The organism is Streptomyces sp. f51 (genome assembly GCF_037940415.1).
GTDB lineage: Bacteria > Actinomycetota > Actinomycetes > Streptomycetales > Streptomycetaceae > Streptomyces.
Genome location: NZ_CP149798.1, coordinates 3,113,246 through 3,131,417 on the forward strand (window position 1 = coordinate 3,113,246; position 18,172 = coordinate 3,131,417).

At 72.0% G+C, this 18,172-nt stretch carries 13 protein-coding genes and 1 pseudogene; 6 read left to right on the top strand and 8 right to left on the bottom strand.

Features of this window, described 5'->3' with window-relative positions; genetic code table 11:
- Positions 1 to 117: 117 nt before the first annotated feature.
- The 3 genes and pseudogenes from WJM95_RS13610 to WJM95_RS13620 form a co-directional block, all read right to left on the bottom strand.
- On the bottom strand, positions 118 to 2,073 hold the full coding sequence (locus tag WJM95_RS13610) for an Ig-like domain repeat protein (RefSeq protein ID WP_339129918.1): 1,956 nt from the start codon (positions 2,071 to 2,073) through the stop codon (positions 118 to 120).
- Positions 2,074 to 2,334: 261 nt separating this feature from the next.
- Positions 2,335 to 4,332 (bottom strand): hypothetical protein, encoded by a 1,998-nt coding sequence (locus WJM95_RS13615; protein WP_339129920.1) that lies wholly within the window; start codon positions 4,330 to 4,332, stop codon positions 2,335 to 2,337.
- 272 nt (positions 4,333 to 4,604) lie between these two features.
- Positions 4,605 to 4,832, bottom strand: a pseudogene (locus tag WJM95_RS13620) (helix-turn-helix transcriptional regulator); the annotation flags it as partial.
- A 381-nt stretch (positions 4,833 to 5,213) separates the two neighbouring features.
- Between WJM95_RS13620 and WJM95_RS13625 the strand changes: the two are divergent.
- Entirely contained in the window at positions 5,214 to 7,286 is a 2,073-nt protein-coding gene (locus tag WJM95_RS13625) for a hypothetical protein (RefSeq protein ID WP_339129921.1), read from the top strand.
- 346 nt (positions 7,287 to 7,632) lie between these two features.
- Positions 7,633 to 8,607 carry a hypothetical protein gene (locus WJM95_RS13630; RefSeq protein WP_339129922.1) on the top strand — a complete coding sequence of 325 codons (975 nt, stop codon included), beginning with the start codon at positions 7,633 to 7,635 and terminating at the stop codon, positions 8,605 to 8,607.
- Here WJM95_RS13630 and WJM95_RS13635 read toward each other — a convergent pair.
- From WJM95_RS13635 to WJM95_RS13650, 4 genes are all read right to left on the bottom strand, one after another.
- Positions 8,595 to 9,182, bottom strand: a complete 588-nt coding sequence (locus WJM95_RS13635; protein ID WP_339129923.1) for a hypothetical protein — start codon at positions 9,180 to 9,182, stop codon at positions 8,595 to 8,597. The genes WJM95_RS13630 and WJM95_RS13635 overlap by 13 nt on opposite strands.
- A gap of 100 nt (positions 9,183 to 9,282) precedes the next feature.
- Positions 9,283 to 9,582, bottom strand: a complete 300-nt coding sequence (locus tag WJM95_RS13640; RefSeq protein WP_339129925.1) for a hypothetical protein — start codon at positions 9,580 to 9,582, stop codon at positions 9,283 to 9,285.
- A gap of 258 nt (positions 9,583 to 9,840) precedes the next feature.
- Positions 9,841 to 10,716, bottom strand: coding sequence for a calcium-binding protein (locus tag WJM95_RS13645; RefSeq protein ID WP_339129926.1), 876 nt, complete (start codon positions 10,714 to 10,716; stop codon positions 9,841 to 9,843).
- 185 nt (positions 10,717 to 10,901) lie between these two features.
- Complete coding sequence (locus WJM95_RS13650) at positions 10,902 to 12,134, bottom strand: MFS transporter (protein ID WP_339129927.1); 1,233 nt, start codon at positions 12,132 to 12,134, stop codon at positions 10,902 to 10,904.
- 155 nt (positions 12,135 to 12,289) lie between these two features.
- Here WJM95_RS13650 and WJM95_RS13655 point away from each other — a divergent pair, with 155 nt between their 5' ends.
- The 4 genes from WJM95_RS13655 (at position 12,290) to WJM95_RS13670 (ending at position 15,915) form a co-directional block, all read left to right on the top strand.
- Positions 12,290 to 13,297: a winged helix-turn-helix domain-containing protein gene (locus WJM95_RS13655; RefSeq protein WP_339129929.1), complete on the top strand. Its 1,008-nt coding sequence runs from the start codon at positions 12,290 to 12,292 to the stop codon at positions 13,295 to 13,297.
- 9 nt (positions 13,298 to 13,306) lie between these two features.
- Positions 13,307 to 13,813, top strand: a complete 507-nt coding sequence (locus WJM95_RS13660) for a glutathione peroxidase (protein ID WP_339129930.1) — start codon at positions 13,307 to 13,309, stop codon at positions 13,811 to 13,813.
- A 74-nt stretch (positions 13,814 to 13,887) separates the two neighbouring features.
- Complete coding sequence (locus tag WJM95_RS13665; protein ID WP_339129931.1) at positions 13,888 to 14,754, top strand: MerR family transcriptional regulator; 867 nt, start codon at positions 13,888 to 13,890, stop codon at positions 14,752 to 14,754.
- 225 nt (positions 14,755 to 14,979) lie between these two features.
- The gene (locus tag WJM95_RS13670) at positions 14,980 to 15,915 is read left to right on the top strand and encodes an alpha/beta fold hydrolase (protein WP_339129932.1); all 936 of its coding nucleotides are present in this window, start codon (positions 14,980 to 14,982) and stop codon (positions 15,913 to 15,915) included.
- Between the two features lie 19 nt (positions 15,916 to 15,934).
- On the opposite strand, the gene WJM95_RS13675 is transcribed toward WJM95_RS13670, so the two are convergent.
- Positions 15,935 to 17,983, bottom strand: a complete 2,049-nt coding sequence (locus WJM95_RS13675; protein WP_339129934.1) for an MFS transporter — start codon at positions 17,981 to 17,983, stop codon at positions 15,935 to 15,937.
- Positions 17,984 to 18,172 lie beyond the last annotated feature (189 nt).

The window sequence follows — 18,172 nt, forward strand, 5'->3', positions numbered from 1 at the left end:
TTCGAAGCCCGCCGGGGGCACAGACAGAAGGGCCGGCTCGGGAGGGGTTTTCTCCCGGGCCGGCCCTTTGTCGTTCTCACGGCGGATTCGTCCGCCGCGTCACGGCCGTGCCTCTTCTCAGCGCGTGAACGTGAAGTACTTCCAGGCGCCGTAGGTCGTCGTGTTCACGCTGTCGCCCGAGCCGCTGACGTACGAGTCGCGGACGCGGAAGCGGACGCCGGTGGGCGGGGTGCCCGTGAGCGTGACGACGGACCTGCCCGCGGAGTCGAGCTTGAAGTACTGCTTGCCCGTCGTCTGCCAGACGCCGCCGGCGTAGCCCTGGATCTGGAGCAGCTGCTTGCGGTTCGGGTAGGCCGTCATCGTGGTCGTGACGACCGGGTCCTTGGACTGGTGGAAGTAGTAATACGTGTGGCTCCACGTGAAGTGGGTCTTGTAGGAGCCGCCGAGCGCCGTCGACACCTTCACCCTGGCGCCGACCGTGCTGGCCGTCGTCTTCGGCGCGTAGCGCGCGTCGCCCGCGAACTTCGCCGTGAGCGCGGTCTTGCGCGTCAGGCTGAGCGTGACGGAGACGTTGCCGCTGGAGTTGACCGTGCCGGTCTTCACCAGCTTGTCGGGCTTGTCGGCGCCGTACGGGTTGGCCCAGATCTCGACCGTGCGGTTCTTGTACGTGGTGCCGAGGTGCGCCGTGAACGTGACGGACTGCGCGTAGTCGTACGCCTTGCCGTTGTTGTTCAGCGTCAGGGTGGGCGTCGCGCGCGAGACGTCGACGGTGTCCGTGGCGGTCGCCGCGGTGTGCGTGCTGTCACCGGCGTACGTCACCGTGTACTTCACCTTGCCGCCGGCCGGCGGGGTGTCCGTGAAGGAGTAAGTGCCGCCCGCGCCCAGGGACTTGGTTCCCAGGGACTTGCCGTTCGGCGAGTCCAGGTCGGTGCGGGTGACCTGGATCGGGGTGCCCGCGGGCAGCGCCAGGTTCGCGGTCAGCTTGCCCTTGACGGTCAGGGAAGCGGCGCGCGTGGCCTTCGTCGGGGCGTCGACCGTCAGGGTGGAGGCGTACAGGCGGGGTGCGTCGACGGTCTGGAACTGCATGGAGCCGCTGTTCCCGGTCAGCACGTACAGCTTCGAGCCGTCGGCCGACCAGGTGGTGGAGTGCCCGCCCCAGGGCATCCAGTCGCGCGACAGGTTGCGGACGCTCGCCGGCCGGGCGGGGTCGGTGCTGAAGACGAGGGTGTCGCCCACGTTGTCGGTGTCGAGGACGGTGGCCGCGACCGTGCCGTCCGGGGCGATGCTGACGGTCTCCGGTTCCGAGACGGTCGGGAAGGTGCGCACCTCGGAGAGGTCGGAGAGGCGGTACTCGGTGAGCGCCCGGGTTCCGGGGCCGGCGACGACGACGTTCTGGCCGTCGGGGGTGAGGGCCGCGTCGTTGTAGAAGCCGCCCTTCTCCGCGGAGACGCGGATCGTCGGAGTACCCGAGGAGATGTCGTAGACGATGATCGGTCCGGAGCTGATCCCCGCGTCGAGGGCGAGCAGCGTGCCCGGGTTGTCGGGGTCGGCGTGGAGCACCGGCGGGCTCGCGAAGTCGTGGCCGGCGGCCAGGTCGAGGGTCACCGTGGGCGTCTCGGCACCCAGGTCGATCTCGCCGAGCCCGGACTCCCACTGGTCGCCGTAGCCGAACCACAGCTTGCCGTCGGCGTAGGCGAGCCGGGAAGGCGTCGTCCCGTCGCCCGTCGGGTACTCGGCGGTCTGCGCGAGCAACCCGGTGTCGATGGCGACGATCTTGTCGGCGCCGTAGACGGCGGCGTACAACGTGCCGGAGTCCGGGCTCAGTTCCAGGTCGCGGACCTGGGAGAGACCGGTGAGCGTGGTGACGACCTTGCCGGTGAGGTCGGTGACGACGATCTGGTTGTTGTAGGCGTCGCTGATGAAGACATGCTGGTGCGCGCCGTCGACCACGGTGTCGTTCGCGTCGAAGAGCGCGAGGGACCGGCTGGAGTCGGCGGACGCCGGGCCGGCGAGTACCACGGAGCCGAACAGGGCCGCGAGAGCGGCGGCGGCCGGAAGAGTGCGCAGACGCACGGTGTCGAAACCCCCGGAATGAAGGTGGGTGAGAGTGGGTGCCGCCCGTGCGTCCGGCGTGTGCGAACCGTGTGCAGGGCATGGCGGGTGAGCGAGCGAAGACTAGATGATCGTGTGAGAAGCCACGGCAGCGGTCCCCTTTCGCCGCGACCTGGAGGTACGGCTCCGGCGCAGGTGCCGGAAGGCCGACCGGGGCCACCGGCCGAGGGAGCACACCCGCCGGCCGGCGGAGCACACCCGTCGGCCGGCGGGGCCGGTTCGCTACGGGGCCGTCGCGGGGATGTCCCGGTCGGCCGTCGTCGCGGCTTCGGACTGTTCCGCCTCCCCCTTCGCGGCCAGGGCGTTGACGGCGGAGTTGAAGCGCTCCATGGAGCTGGGACGGTCGGCGCCCAGGACGTACTCCTTGAGGACCCGGCGTTCGAGGACCATCGGGTCGGTGTGCGGAGCGCGCACCGAGTCGAGGATCTCCGGGAGCCGGGTGCAGTCGCGGTCGAGGAGGTAGGCGCCGCCCGCGGTGGTGTACGCGGCCCGGAACTCCTCGTCGGGCAGGTCGCGGGCGTTGGTGAGGACGTACGGCTTGAGGCCGGCCACGAAGTCGGCGACCACCGAGGAGACGTCGCTGATGAGGATGTCGGCCTGGTTGAAGCACTCGTAGAGGTTCGGCAGTTGACCGAGGATCACGTTGTGGCGGTCGGCGCCCCGGCTCTCCCAGAAGACCCGGTGCCACTCGGCGCGCAGGTTCTGCCACTCGGCCGCTCCGGCCCGGTCGGGGACCCGGGCCTGCCGCATCTGCTCGGCGGCGTCACCGCGGAGACGGCCGGCCAGTTCGTCGAGGCGGGCCCGGATCTCCTGGAGCCGGGGCCGTACGGCGAGGGCCGCGGCCTCGGCCCGCGCGGGGTCGCGCCGCTCGTTGTCGGCGCGCAGCAGCTCGCGGATCGTCCGGTCGGCCTCCGCCGCCTGGGCCGAGCGCTTGCCGGTGAGCGGGTGCGGCTTGTAGATGATCCGTACGTTCTCCGTCAGGAGCCGCTCGATCAGGGGCACGCCCATCGGGATCAGCGAGGTGTGGCAGTCGTCGTCGCTCCAGCCTTCCCAGGTGGGCGCGTACAGGACGACGGGCAGGGGACCGGGGACGTGGTCGGTGTGCAGCCGGATCGGGGACAGCTGCGGGCGTCCCACCTCGACGATCGCGCTGTCGCTGATCGCGTGGCGGACGCGCTGGTAGCGGTCGCGGCCCGCGCGGCCGGCCACCCAGATCTCGTCGTACACCTTGCTGACGCGGTTGCTGCTGGCGAGCTTGTCGCTGTCGCCGTGGCCGATGAACACGTGCTTGGCCTCGGCGACGCGGAGCATGTGGACGTTCTTGCCCGCGTTGCCGGGGTAGAGCACGACCCGGACGCCGGACAGTTCGAGCTCGGCCAGGTCGTCGGCCTTCGGTACGCAGACGACCGGGATCCAGGTGCGGCTCAGATGGCGGAACGAGGCGGTCTCCCGAAGGATGATCACCGGACGCAGGTCGAGCTGTTCCAGCGTCTCGATCCACATGTTGACCTGGTACATGAAGTCACGGGAGACGGCCGCGAAGCTGAAGTAGAGGGCCACCTGCGGCCGGTACGCGGCCAGTTGACGGTTGACCTCGGCGAACACCTCGTCCCGTACGGGCATCCGGCGCGCCCTGCGGTACTGGCCCAGCAGCGCGAGGACGGCCGCCGCGGTCACACCGGCGGTGAGCGCGAAGCCCGCGCAGGCCGGCTCCCAGGTGCCGGTGGCGAGCGCGGCGAGGAGCCCGGCGTGGGCGGGCAGGTCAAGGTGCAGGAGTTTGCGCAGGTGGCGTCTGAACAGGACGGCGGGGGGCTGCCGGGGTATCGGCAGCGCGCTCAGGTCGAGGTTGCGCACCATCAGCGGCAGTACCCGGCGCCGGCGGATGGCGTGGTGCACCGCCGTGTACAGCATCATCATCGCGAAGTGGGCGCTGACGACCGCGAGAGCGGTGACCAGCCACCCGCCCGGCGCCTCCATCCGGCTGGCCAGCGCGAGCAGCATGACCGTGCGGACCGCGAACCGCATGGTCCGGTCGAGGTGCAGCGCCGCCAGCCGGCGGACGAAGCTCGGGGCGCGCGTGTGCAGTACCTCGTCCACCGCGTACGTCACGGCCGACGCCGCCACGAAGCCCCACAGGGACGGCAGCAGGGCGACGACGGGCAGCGCGACGAAGCCGGCAGCGAGCAGGAGCACGAGGAGCAGGTCGATCACCCCGCTCACGCGCAGGACTCCACACAACCGACGGATCACCATGGGCGGTACTTCCTCATCCGAGACGTTCGCCCCGATGGGCGACCTGTATGCCAGTTCGACTCGGAAAGGCGGGTAAGAGTTGCACACCCGATCCTTGTAAAAAATTCACCTTCTGTTGGGGAATGCGTGACAGCGCCTCCCCTGGCTGTTCACGTCGGTGGAACAGCCGGTGCGTTGCGTCAGACATCCCATGGCACCGGACGGTTGTACGGACGGGCGACGCTGTGACGGCGCCGGGGTCAGGGGGCGGCGGGCGGGCCGGACTGGACGAGCCCCGACTGGTAGGCGGCGACGACGAGTTGGGCCCGGTCGCGGGCCAGGAGCTTGGTCATGGCGCGTTGGATGTGGGTGCGGACGGTCAGGGGGCTGAGGTGGAGCTCGTCGGCGATCTCCGTGTTGGACATGCCGTGGGCGGCCATGACCATCACCTCCCGTTCGCGGGCGGTGAGCGAGCTGAGCTGTTCCGGCAGCCCCGCGCCGGTGACGCCCTTGAAGCCGACGACGGCCACGAGTGCCACCACAGCAGCAGGACCCAGCGGCGCCTCCGGAAGGCCGCCTGGCCCAGCCGGTAGAGGAAGGACGCCACGACATCCGCAAAGCTCACCCAACCCCCGCATTCGCGATCCGGGCGACCTTTTCGCACCCAATCCGTACATCGTCGGCGGCGGTGCGGGCTCAGGTGAAAACAGCCAGGCTCACAGGTGAATCCGGGCCATCCAGCAGGTAAAGTCCGACCACCTTCTCGAAGTAAGAACATCCCTTACCGTTCGGCTTCCGGCCCGTGGTCATCCGATCCCGCTCCCGGCAGGTCCACGCCCAAGGATGTTGAGTCGCCTGGAGCCCGCGAAGTGTCAGCAACATCTGTGTCCGCTCGGCTGCGCGTCGCAGCGGCCCGCCTCCTCCTGCCCACGGTGCTCGCCGTGTCGTTCGCCGGGCAGGCGGTAGGAGCCCTTCTCCCCGGCATTCCCCTGCTCGTGGCCTCGACCGCCGTGGGACTGGCCGCGGACTTCGCCATGCACCGGTGGCAGCGCAGTACGGCCGCCGCCCTCGGCAGGCTGCACGCGACCGTGTTCGTGCGCCAGGTCATCCGTGACCTGCTGCTGGTGACCGGCCTCATCCGCATCGAGGACCAGGACTACGAGACGAAGTACCTGGCCCTCGTCGGCGGTCTGCTGCTCTTCTACACCCTGCACTTCTCGTGCCAGGCGCTCGCGATCCTCGTACGCCGCACCCGCACCCTGCCCGTGGTGACCCGCAACATCGACGCCTCGGCGCTGGGTCTGAGCTCCGCTCCCCCGGCCCTGCTGATGCAGCGCTCCGGACAGCGGCTCCTCATGTTCTCCCTGCCCTCGATGGCCGGTCTGCTGATCACCGTCGCGGGCGACTCGGCCTGGTGGGCCGCCGGGGGCATCGCCGTGTCCGCCGCCCTCGCGTCGGCGGCCGTCGTCATCCTGCTGCTGCGGCTGCTGCCGAGCCGCAGGCCCGCGACGGGCGAGCAGGCGCTGGAGTGGATCGAGGCATGGCTCGCGGAGTACGGGCCGACGGTGGGCATGTACTTCTCCGGCGGCACGAGCTCGGCGTACCAGGCGAACATGTGGCTCGAGCCGCTCTCCCGCCTCGAGGGCCGTCCGCTGATCGTGCTGCGCGAGCGCTTCATGGTGAAGCAGATCGCGTCCACCGACATACCGATCGTGTGCCTGCCCAAGGTCGCCGACCTGATGCGGCTCGAGCAGTCCACGCTCAAGATGCTGATCCACCCGTCGAACTCGGGCAAGACCTCGCAGGTGCTGCGCATCCCCACCATCAAGCACGCCTTCGTCAACCACGGCGAGAGCGACAAGCTGTCCAGCTGCAACCCGTACGCGAAGGCGTACGACGAGGTGTGGGTCGCGGGTCCCGCCGCGCGCGAGCGGTACGCCCTGGCGAACGTGGGCATCGACGACAAGGACGTCGTGGAGATCGGCCGCCCGCAGCTCGACGCGATCGAGCCGCACACCGGCGCGCCCGCCGGCCCGTACACCACGGTCCTCTACGCCCCCACCTGGGAAGGCTGGGACGGCAACCCGGGCAACACCTCGATCATCGAGGCCGGCGAGAACATCGTCCGCGCCCTCCTGGCCGACCCGAAGGTCCGGCTCCTGTACAAGCCGCACCCGCTGACCGGCTCGGTCATTCCCGAGGCGGGAGCGGCCAACGTCCGCATCCAGGAGATGATCCGCGCCGCGAACGTCCTGCGGTCCACGGAGCACTCCGGCGAGCGTCCTGCGCCCTCCGCCGCCGCGGACCTGGCCGCCCGTACCGCCGAACTGGAGCGGCTGACCACGTCCTCGTTCCGGGCGGGCGCGGACGACGCGGAGCGGATGCTGCTCCAGACCGTGCCGGAACCCGGCCGGGCCGCGGCCGTGGCCGCCGCGACGGCCGCCTGGCAGACCGCGCACTGGGCCTCGTTCCCCGCGTGGGAGCACCAGATCGTCATCGGCGCGCGGCCGACCGTCTACGCCTGCTTCAACGCCGCCGACGTGCTGGTCAGCGATGTCTCCAGCGTCATCTCCGACTACCTGGCGAGCGAGAAGCCGTACGCCGTCGCGAACACCAGCGGCCTTCCCGAGCAGGAGTTCCGCGACACCTTCCCCACCGTCCGGGCGGGCGCCGTCCTGACGCCGGACGCCTCCGGAGTGCCCGCTCTGCTGGAGGCCGTGCGGCAGCCCGAGAAGGACCCGTACGCCGCCGCCCGCGCCGAGCTCAAGCTGCATCTGCTGGGTCCCTCCGACCCGCCGTCCGTCGTCCGCTTCAACGACGCCTCCCGCGCCCTGTGCGCGGTGGCCGACGAACGCCGGGCGGCCACGGCGCCGGTGCTCGCGGCGATCCCGAGCCAGCGGGACGCGAGCGAGGCGCTGGAGAGCGAGAGCGTCAAGGGCTGAGACCCCGCGGCGTGTACGTGTACGACGTCGTCCCACGGAACCCCGGGCCGTCCGTGGGACGACGGGCCCCTGTGCCGTCCCCAAGCAAAGGGCCCGGTGCCATCCCGGGCAAAGGACCCCGGTGCCGTCCCCGGGCAGCGGGCCAGGGGTGGGAACGGCGGGCCGGGAGCGTCGTCCGGCCCGCTATTACGCAGCTGTGACGGCGAACGCACCGATCCGTCGCTCTTCGCGGGAAGACTTTCCCCATCGCGAGGAGCGGCATGCCGAGCGGACCGGCTCCGGTCCCGGCGGACGGTTCCCGCGTGACTCTCTCCGCAGCGCCGTACACATCTCTGGGGGAACCTCGATGTCCGCTCGTAACCGTCGGAGCACCGCAGCCGCCGTCACCGCGGGAGCCGCCGCGCTGCTCGCCCTCTGCGGCGCCGCCGCCAACGCGATGGCCGCTCCGTCCTCCGGGGGCGGTGCCAAGGCCGGTGCCGCGATGGTCGCCGCGGCCGCGTCCACCCACACCCTCACCGTGCCCAGGGGACTGACCATCAGCGACGGCACGCGCCACGTCGTGGTGAACGGCAGGTCGATCGACTTCGGCACCGTCGTCCGTGACCTGGCCTGGAACCCGGCCGGCAGCAAGGCCGCGTTCGTCGACGGGCACGGCAACCTCGTCGTCTCCGACCCCGACGGCAGCCACCGCGTCACCGTCGCCGCCAACGCGGGCGGCCAGACCTGGTCCCACCCGACCTGGCAGGTGAGCGCCGCCGACCACCAGAACCAGATCCCCGCGAAGAACAACCTCATCTTCTCGGCGAAGATCAACGGCAGGACCGTGCTGGAGAGCGTCAAGGCCACCAGCAACCACGGAAGGCCGGCCAGGATCAGCCTCAACAACGAGCCGGGCGAGAGCGGCCTCCCCCAGTCGGACAACACCTGGCCGAACGCCGGCGGCTACGGCACCGCCGTCTACGCGAACACCCACGACGGCGAGGTCTACATCCGCGACGACTACCTGCGGCAGCAGGGCCACGCACTGGCCAAGGGGTCCGAGCCCGCGCTCTCCGCCGACGACGAGGAAGTCGTCTTCGTCCGCTCCGTGCACGGGCACGACCACCTCTTCGTCGAGGACTTCGGCGGCGCCGCCCCGGTCGTCAAGGACGTCACCCCCCACGCCACCACCGACTACACCGAGCCCGCCTGGTCGCCGAACGGCAGGACGATCGCCTTCCGCGCCCCGAACGGCGTCTACACCATCACGAAGACCGCCCACGGTTTCGGAGCACCCGTCAAGGCCTCCTCGCACACGGGTCTGCCCGCCTACCGCGGCTGACCGCCGGCCGGTCCGCCGCCGGAGCGGGCCAGTTCGGCCCTGAGCTCCGGCAGGTGCTGGTCGGCCGTGTCGTGCGGCAGGTACTCGACCACGTCGAGGAAGCGGAACAGGACCTGCGTCTTGGTGACCGCGAACTCGTAGTCGCCGTAGCCGACCACGGCACCCATCTCCCCACGGACGGCACCCCGGACGACATGCGCGGTCATGTCGTCCGGGGTCTCCGCCGTCAGCCCCCTGCGCGCGTTGGGCCGCGCCAGGTACGGGCAGACCATCGAGGCGTAGAGCATGCACGCGCGGTGCCCCGGGGCCTCCAGGGTCGCCGCCATGTTGCGGTACGGCCGCCCGGCGGCGAGCGCGTCACCGATCGCCGCGCTCTCCGCGGCGCCGACCACCCGCCACACCGGACCCCTGGGCATCAGGGTGTTGCACACCGAGCACAGCCGCCGTCGCGCGCACTCGGCGCTGCGCCCGTAGTCCGTGAGCGCGAACTGGGGGTCGTCGCCCTCCCACGGGGTGATGGCGGGCACGGGATACCCGCGACCGTCACGGGGTCTGACCTCGACGGCGGCCGGCATGGGAACAGAATCGAATCGCACACCCCATGGTGAACCAGATGCCCGCCCGGCGTCACCGTGTTCGCGCGTCGCCGGGCGGCCGGGACCGCGCAGACACGACCTAGGCGGCGCCGCTGACGTCCGGGGCGACGTAGCGGCGGTGGAGCGGGTTGAAGGACACGTCCGGTTCGCCGGGGAGGCCGGCCTTCTGGATCGCGGGGGCGAGGCGCTCGCCGAAGAAGGCCTCGAACGCCTGCTGGGACTCCCAGACGTCGGTGACGTGCAGGCCCTGCGCGTCGAACCAGGCCACGTGCATCTGTCCGCCGGCCGCCGGGATCTCCTCCCACTGGACCGCGTCCCGCACCGTGTCGTACTGCTCCGGCGTTGCTTCCGCCCAGTGCATCGACATCACGATTGCCATGTCCGGCTCCCTGTTGCTCGTAGTGGTGACGCCGCTCCCGCACCAGCAGACACGCCCGCGCCGCCGCTCACATCTCCACGGCGGCCGAAGGCGTGCCCCCGCCGGTACCGGGCATCGGGATCGTTCCACCGGCCGGGCCGCACCGGACAGAGCGTGCGGAGGCACACCGGCGCCCGCGACAGGCCCCGTACGCTCTGCCGGCGCGCGCGGTCCCGGAAGGGGGCCCCGCGGGGCCCCGCGACCGGGTGCGGGGCGCGCTCAGGACTGGTACACGCGGTCCGTTCCCGGGCCGCCCGAGAGGGTGTCGGAACCGGAGCCTCCGTGGAGGAGGTCGTTGCCGCTGTTGCCGTAGATCCTGTCGTTGCCCGCGTCGCCGTAGAGGCGGTCGTCACCCCGGCCGCCCTGGATCAGGTCGGCGCCCGCGTTGCCGTGGATCGTGTCGTTCCCGTCGTCGCCGTAGAGGCTGTTGTCCTGGTCGACATAGCTGCCGTCGGCCTCGCTCACGCCGCCGCTCAGGACGTCGTTGCCGGAACCGCCGTGGCAGGTGTAGCCGCAGGAGGTGAGGGTGTCGTCGCCGGCGCCGCCGAACGCGCCCTCGCCGTAGACGCCTCCGCCGCCGGACAGGTGGTCGTTGCCGTCCTGGCCGTAGAGGACGTCACGGCCGTGGCCGGTGAGGGTGTCGTTGCCCCTCCCGCCGTAGATGCGGGAGTAGCCGGCGTTGTCGGGGTCGACCGTCGCGGTGTCGTTGCCGTCGCCGAGGTTGACGATGAGGGTGTCGAGGTCGGAGGCGGAGGTGTTCGGCTCGGTGACCGTGCAGACCGCCTGCGTGGTGTCGCCCGAGGCGGGGCGGACACAGCCCGCGCCGAGGGAGATCCGCACCGTGTCGTCGAACGTGTAGATGTAGTCGGCGAGTTGGGAGTCGGGGTCGGTCGCGCCCAGGGCCCAGGAGATCTTCAGGTGGTTCGTCTGGCCCGCGGCGGCCGTGTAGTAGAGCTTCTGGCCCGTGGAGTGCGCGGTGGCGCTGCCCGCGGTCGCGGCGGCCGCCGTCGGGGCCACGACCGCCGCGGACACGGCGGCCGTGGCGGCGACGAGCGCCAGCACTCTGGGAAGGGCGGTGGTTCGACGACTGGACATGGTTCCCCCTCGGTGGGTTCGTGCGGCTCGGCGGCCCCGGCGGGTCCGGCGTTTCCGCCGTTCCCGAACCGTGCGCGCCGGACGTACGGGTCGGACGTGCGCGCCGGGCTGGTGCGCCCGGTCATCCCGTTCGACCCCCTCGGAGGACGGGGAGTTGTGACCCCTGTCGTACAACTTTCGCCGGTTCAGGGAGAGTTCACCTCGGATTGCCGCCCCCGTGGTGCGGACGGCTCCGTGCGTTGGCCGACCGGGGACGCGGCGCGCCGGCGGAACAGGGCGGGGGCCAGGGCCAGCGTCACGGCGATCGAGGCGGCGGCCATCACCGTCATCGCCGTCGCGGGCGCCACGAGTTGGGCGATCCCGCCCGCCAGCGCCGCGCTCACCCCCTGCATGGTGACCATGCCCGCCGTGTGGAGTCCGAGCGCGTGGCCGCTGAGTTCGTCGGGGATCAGGGCCACCAGACGCTCCTGCTGGATCAGGCTCGCCCCGAAGCCGGCCGAGGCGAGCGCGGCGAGGGCGGCCGCCACGGCCACGCCCGGGCGCAGGAAGAAGAAGAGGTACGGCGTGGCGAGCAGCAGCAGGAACGGGATGCCCAGGCGGGCACGGATCCGGGGCGGCAGCAGGCGTCCGGTCGTCACGTCCCCGGCGAACATGCCGAGGGCCGCGAAGGCGAACAGGACGCCGGCCCGGCTCGGCGCGTACGCCACGTACAGCGATTCGCAGCCCACGACCAGCCCGTTCGGCACCCAGAGCAGGAGATAGAGCGTGCGGCGCTCCGGCGAGGAGAAGAGGCGGGCGTTGGCTCGCCAGGTCCGGGCCACGGACGGGCGGCCCACGGCCCGGGGCGCACGGGGGGTGAGGCCGAGCCCGGCGGTCAGGGCGGCCGCCAGATACAGCCCGGCCGCCAGCAGGAGGGTGGCGCGCGGGGACAGCAGGGCCACGAGGACGCCCCCGGTCGCGTACCCGGCGATCTGGGCGATCCCGCTCATCATGTTGAACACCGAACGCCCCAGCAGATAGCCCTCCTTGGCCAGGATCTCGGTCAGCAGGCCCCACAGGACCCCGCCGCCGAAGGACTGGACGAGCCCGAGGAGCAGGAGAAGCGCGAAGACCGCCGCGACCGGGAGCCCGGGGATCGCCATGGCCGCCGTACCGAGCCCGAAGAGGAACGCGATGCCCGCCACCGTGGCGCGCGGGGGCAGCCGGTCGGCGGCGGAGAGCAGGGTGGCCGCGCCGATCACCTGGACGAGCGAGGGGCCGAACATGCTCAGCGCGGTGAGCAGGGGCGATCCGGTCGCCCGGTACACGAGGGTGCCGAGGGCCAGACCGCTCACCGTCGAGGCGGTGGTCCGGAAGCAGGACGACAGGAAGAGCGGGGTGAACTCCCGCGTGCGGAAGAGCTCCGAGTAGCTGCGCATCCGCGGAGTCTGTGGGGTCGTAGCTGCCGATAGTGTTTCGCACAGAGGCGAAACGTCCGGGGAGAACGGGCCGGAAGCGGCAGCCCGGGGGCAGGGAACCAAGGGCGGGAGCCGGGGACGGCGAACCCGGCGCAGGACAGAGTCAGGGGGCGGGCATGGGCTGGTGGCAGGTGAACGCCGACACCCTGGCCGGAAGCCGTTTCGTCCTGTCACCGCTCGCCGAGACGTTCGCCGCGCTGAGGCTGCTGCACGTCGGCACCCCCGCACACCCCGGTGAACGCGCCTGGCTGGACGCCCGCCTCCCGGCGTACCGCGCACGGCTCGCCGCCGACCCGGTCACCGCGCTGCTCGTGCGCTGCGGACTCGGACGCGAGTGGATCGCCGACTTCCTCACCCCGGCCCCGCACGGCGACGGGACCTTCGAGACCGAGGTCGCCCGGGTGCGGCGGGTCCCGCCCGGGGAGGCCCGCGGCCATCTCGTGCGCGCGGTCGGCGGCCCGCTGCCCGCCGCGCTCGCGGACCGCGACGATCTGCCCGAGCGCGCCGCCGCGCTGTTCACGGCCGTCTGGGAGGAGTCCGTACGGCCCGACTGGGAACGCCGGCGGCGGATCCTGGAGGCCGACGTGACGGCCAGGACCGCGCGGCTGGGCCAGGGCGGCTGGGCGGCGGCGCTGGAGGGGCTGCGGCCCGGGACGCGCTGGCTCGGCGGCAACCGGCTCCAGGTCAACCTGCACGAGTACCCGCCCCGCGAGATCTCCGGCGCCCAGCTCGTCTTCGTGCCCGTCACGCCGCAGGCCGGATGGGTGTCCTGGGAGGAGCCCAGCCGGTACGCGGTGGTCTACCCGTGCTCCGGGGCGCTGGCCGACGCGGGGGGCGCGGTCGTGCCGGAGAGTCTCGGGGCGCTGCTCGGGACGGCCCGCGCCGGCGTCCTGGTCCGCCTCGACTCGCCCCTGTCCACCAGCCAGCTGGTCGCCGTGACCGGGCAGGGTCTCGGATCGGTCGGCCGCCATCTGCGGGTGCTGCTCGACGCGCGGCTCGTGGAGCGGCGGCGGGCCGGACGCTCGGTGCTGTACGCGCGGACGGCCGCGGGTGAGGTGCTTGTCACAGCGCAGCGCGACCGGCGGACCCACGGCACCGGCGGGGGCGCCACCTACCGGAGTTAGCATCCGTTTATGACTACTGACAACACCGGTTCCTCTGTCCTCGACATCGAGATCGGCGCCCTCCAGGGGGGGTCCGCCGACCTGTCCCAGTACGCGGGCCAGGCCGTCCTCATCGTGAACGTGGCCTCCAAGTGCGGGCTGACCCCGCAGTACGCGGGTCTGGAGCGACTGCACGCGCGGTACGCCGACCAGGGCTTCACCGTCCTCGGCGTGCCCTGCAACCAGTTCCTCGGCCAGGAGCCCGGCAGCTCCGAGGAGATCGCCGAGTTCTGCTCCGCGACCTACGGCGTGACCTTCCCGATGACCGAGAAGGTCGAGGTGAACGGTGAGGCGCGGCACGGCCTGTACGAGCGTCTGACGGGCACCGCCGACGCCGAGGGCCACTCCGGCGACATCCGCTGGAACTTCGAGAAGTTCCTGATCGGGCGCGACGGCACGGTCGTCGGCCGCTTCTCGCCGCAGACCGAGCCCGAGGCGGCGGAGCTCGTCTCCGCGGTCGAGAAGGCCATCGGCTGACACCTCGCCTCCTGGCGTTGACCTTGCCCCAGGGACAAGGGGGAGCGTCCCTGTCACCGGGCGGAAGGCGCCCGGTGACGGAGGATGACAGGGTGGACAAGGACCTGCTCACCATCGGCGCGTTCGCCTCGCGGGCGCGGCTCTCGGCGAAGGCGCTGCGGCTCTACGACCGGCTGGGTCTGCTGACCCCGGCGCACGTCGACGAGGTCAGCGGCTACCGCTACTACCGCGCCGAGCAGACCGAACGGGCCCGGCTCGTCGCGCTGCTGCGCCAGCTGGACATGCCGCTGGCGCGGATCGCGGACGTGGTGGAGGCGCCCGGTCCGCGAGCGGCCTCGCTGCTCGCCGCGTACTGGGACGGTGCCGAGGCCAGGTTCGCCTCGCAGCGGGCACTCGCCGGTTACCTCCGTGGACGTCTTTCCGGGAGGAGTTCCGAGATGTACGAGAAGTTCGTCGTCGAGAGGGCCGAGGTGCCCGAGCAGGTCGTGCTGACCGAGAAGCGCCACGTCCTGGCACCCGAGCTGCCGGTGTGGATCCCCGGCTCACTGGGACGGCTGGAGCAGGGCGCGGGCGAGGCCGGGGGCGTCACCGGGCCGCCGTTCGTCGTGTACCACGCCGAGGTCAGCACGGAGAGCGACGGCCCGGCGGAGTCGTGCGTGCCGGTGGCCGACGAGGCCGCTGCACGGGCCTGGGCGGAGCGGCAGGGCCGGGCCACCGGAGCCGCGGTGCGCGTCGAGCCGGCCCGGAGCATCGCGTTCGTCCGCATCACCAAGGCGCAGGTCGCCCACCCGCAGATCCTCGCCGCGTTCGAGGCGGTCGAGGCCTGGGCCGGCGAGCGGGGGCTGTCCGTCGACGGGCCCTGCCGGGAGATCTACTTCGCCGACTGGGACGCGGCGGGCCCCGGGGACCCGGTGTGCGACGTGGCGTTCCCGGTGAGGTGACGGGCGCGCCCCGGCCGCCCTGCGCCATGTGCCGGGTGGGACGAGGCGGGGGGCGTGGCGTGGCCCCGGTGGCGTGAGGCGAGGGCGTGGCGTGGCCCGGCTGCCGCGCCGCGCCCACCTTCGTGTGGTGCAGCGCCCACCTTCGTGTGACATTGCGGGCACCGCACCCGGGAGCCGTGTACGAGTTGGGAGTTTCGGTGGTCTCGTCCCTCTCGGGAGTTCGCTGTGCCTTCTGTCGCTTCCTCGGTCCATGCTCTCGCCCCCGTGACGGGAGGCGGGGCATCCACGGAAGTGGCGGAGTACCGGCTCTCGTGGGAGGGCTACGGGTACACCGCCCGGGTCGCCCGGTACGGCTCCCCCGTCACGGAGCCGCTGCTGGTGCTCGGCGGGTCCGACCAGACGCGGTACTCCTGGACGCGGCACGAGCGGTGGCTCGGTGAACTCGGGACGATCGTCACGGTGGACCTGCCCGGGTTCGGGGACGCGGACTTCCTGCCCGCCGAGCACGGGATCGGCTTCCTGGCCGAGTGCGCGGGCCACCTGCTGCGCGAGCTGGGGCTCGGCCCGGTGAACCTGTACGCGGGGTGCTACGGCGGCGCGGTCGGGCTCCGGCTCGCCCAGCGGTATCCGCACCTGCTGCGCAGGATCGCCGTCCAGGGCATGTCGGACCACATCCCGCGCTGGTTCTCCGAGGCGCTCGTGGGATGGATCGGGCTCCTGGAGCAGGGACGCGTGCGGGAGACCGCCGAGGAGTTCGTACGGTGCTTCGTGCCGCCGCCCGGCGACCGCACCGTACGCAAGCACGCGGCCCTGACCCGGCTGATGTACCAGCAGTTCGCGGCCCAGACCCCGCACGACGTCATGGTGACCATCGAGCGGAACCGGCGGCTGCTGGCCCACGAGTGGTACCGGCGGGCGCCCGTTCCCGCCGTCCCGTACCTCGCGTTCACCGGCGAGCACGACACGCTCACCACGCCCGACATGGTCCGCTCGGTGGCGGCGGACCTGCCGGGCGCCTGGTTCACCACGATCGCGGAGTGCGGCCATCTGGCGCATCTCCAGCGGCCCCGGGACTTCTGCGATCTGCTGGTCCGCTTCTTCCGCGACGGCAGGCCGGAGGACTCCGGCCTGCCGTACTGCACGCCGTTCGAGCGGTTCTAGGACGCCGGGGACCGGGTGCTCAGCGGAGCTCCTCCGGGCAGGGGGTTCCCCGGGGGAGCTGGTAGGGGGCCGCGAGCCGGTAGGTGCCCGGCTTCGGGGCGAGCAGCTCCGTCCAGGTGTCGCCCGCCGCGGTCTCCTCCGTGGGCATCAGACAGCCGTTGAGGTTGTCGTACGTCTTCGGGGAGCCGTCCGCGCGCCGCTTGGACGCCTTCGTCTCCTGGGGCGCCTTGAGGCTCTTGCCCTTCTCGTCGACGACGCTCAGCCACGGCGAGTACGGGATGCGGATGAGGATGCGGCCCGCCTCCTTCACCTCGATCGTCATCTCGCCCTGCTCGGCCAGGTCGACGACGGCGTGCGGCTCGGCGAGCGGAGTGGGGTCGGTGACGGTGAACAGCTGCCAGTTCGCGTCGCCCCAGATCTGCCGGAGATAGGGCATGCCCCGCTGGACGAGCTCGCGTTCGCGCTGGCCGCCGTCGCCGTCCGGCTCGCCCTTGGGCAGTACGACATAGCGGATGGCCCAGCGCTGGAGCCACTCGTGGTAGTTGGCGGAGTTGAGCGTGTCGTCGTAGAAGAGCGGGTTGCGCTCCATGTCGGCCTGGCGGTTCCAGCCCCGGGCGAGGTTCACGTAGGGGGCTAGGGCGGACGCCTCGCGGTGCGAGCGGGCGGGGACCACCTCGACGCGGCCCTTCTCGGCGTCCGCCAGCTGGAGCTGGTGGACGAGCGGGGCGAGTTCGCGCGCCCAGGAGGCCGCCGGGGTCGTGTGCACGATGTCGTCGACCGTCTTGACGCCGATCCATCCGGTGAACACGGCGAAGGACAGGACGATGCCGTACCACTTGCGCGACTTCGGCACGGCGAAGGGCAGCGCGGCGATCAGGGCGACGCCCGCGAACAGCATCGCCAGGCGGGTGATGTTCGAGCCGATCTGGGAGCTGATCAGCCAGACGAGGAGCACGGAGAGGCCGTACACCGCCGCCGTGATCCTGACGGTCGTCCACTCCTTGGGGACCAGGAAGTACACCGCGGCGGCGGACCCGAAGGGCAGGAGGACCGAGAAGAACGTCATCGGCTGGGTGCCCGAGAAGGGGAACAGCAGGGCCGAGAGCGCGACCACGACCGTGGGGGCGATGCCGAGGGCGTAGGCACCCGGGCGGCGCTTCTGGAGGAACATGGCCGCGGCCAGCAGACCCACGAACAGTCCGGCGACCGGTGAGGCGGCCGTCGCGAGCGCGGCCAGCGGCGCCGCGCACAGGGCCTTCGCCCAGCGTTTGTAGCGCCAGCGGTGGGGCCAGCAGAAGACCACGGCGACCGCGCCGAGCGCGAACGCCGTGCCGAGTCCGTACGTCACCCGGCCCGAGATGGCGTTGCAGAGCAGCGCGAAGACACCCGCGAGCGAGGTGGCGACCGGGTTCCTGACGGCTCGGCTGCGGACGAGGATGAGCGTCAGCAGACCGGCCGAGATCGTCCCGGCGATCATCATGGTCGTCCGGACGCCCAGCACCGACATCAGATACGGCGACACCACGCTGTAGGAGACCGGGTGCATACCGCCGTACCAGGCGAGGTTGTACGCCGAGTCCGGGTGCCGGCCGACGAACTCCGCCCAGGCGTCCTGCGCCGCCAGGTCGCCCCCGCTGTTCGCGAACGTGAAGAACCACACGATGTGGAGCACACCGGCGAAGGCGGTGAAGGCGAGGACGGGGTACCGGCGGAAGAGGTCGAAGGGCCTGGAGCCGGCCGAACGGGCCGGTCCGTCCGAGGAGGTCGGCCCGGCCGGTTCGTCCGGCTCGGCCGAGGAGGTCGGCTCGGTGGGTTCGGCCGAGGAGGTCGGCCCGGTGGGTTCGGCCGGCGCGGTCGGCTGGTCCGACAGGGTCTGCCCGGTGGGCTCGTCCGGCCCGGTGACGCCCCGCTGCCCGGCGGGCCCGGTCGCGGCGCGCTGTCCGGCGGGGTCGCCGTCCGTTCCTAGGTCACGGACCGCCTCACGGGTGCCCGCGTGCAGCGGTATTCGCGGGCCCGTTCCCTGGCCCGCATCCGCGTCGTCGGCGTGTGTCGGCTCCGCTGTCGCCACTGCAAGGTTCTCCCGCTGTCCCGTTGGTCCGTTCTGGGCCGGGACCCGCGGCTCGCGAGCAGCCCCGATTGTCGCGACGCTAGCACGCACTCCGCCGGACGGCCCCCGTGTGGGGCGCCGTCCGGCGGAGTGTGGTGCGGGTGACTCCGCCGGACGTACGTCGGCGGTGCGTGCGCGCCTACGTCACCG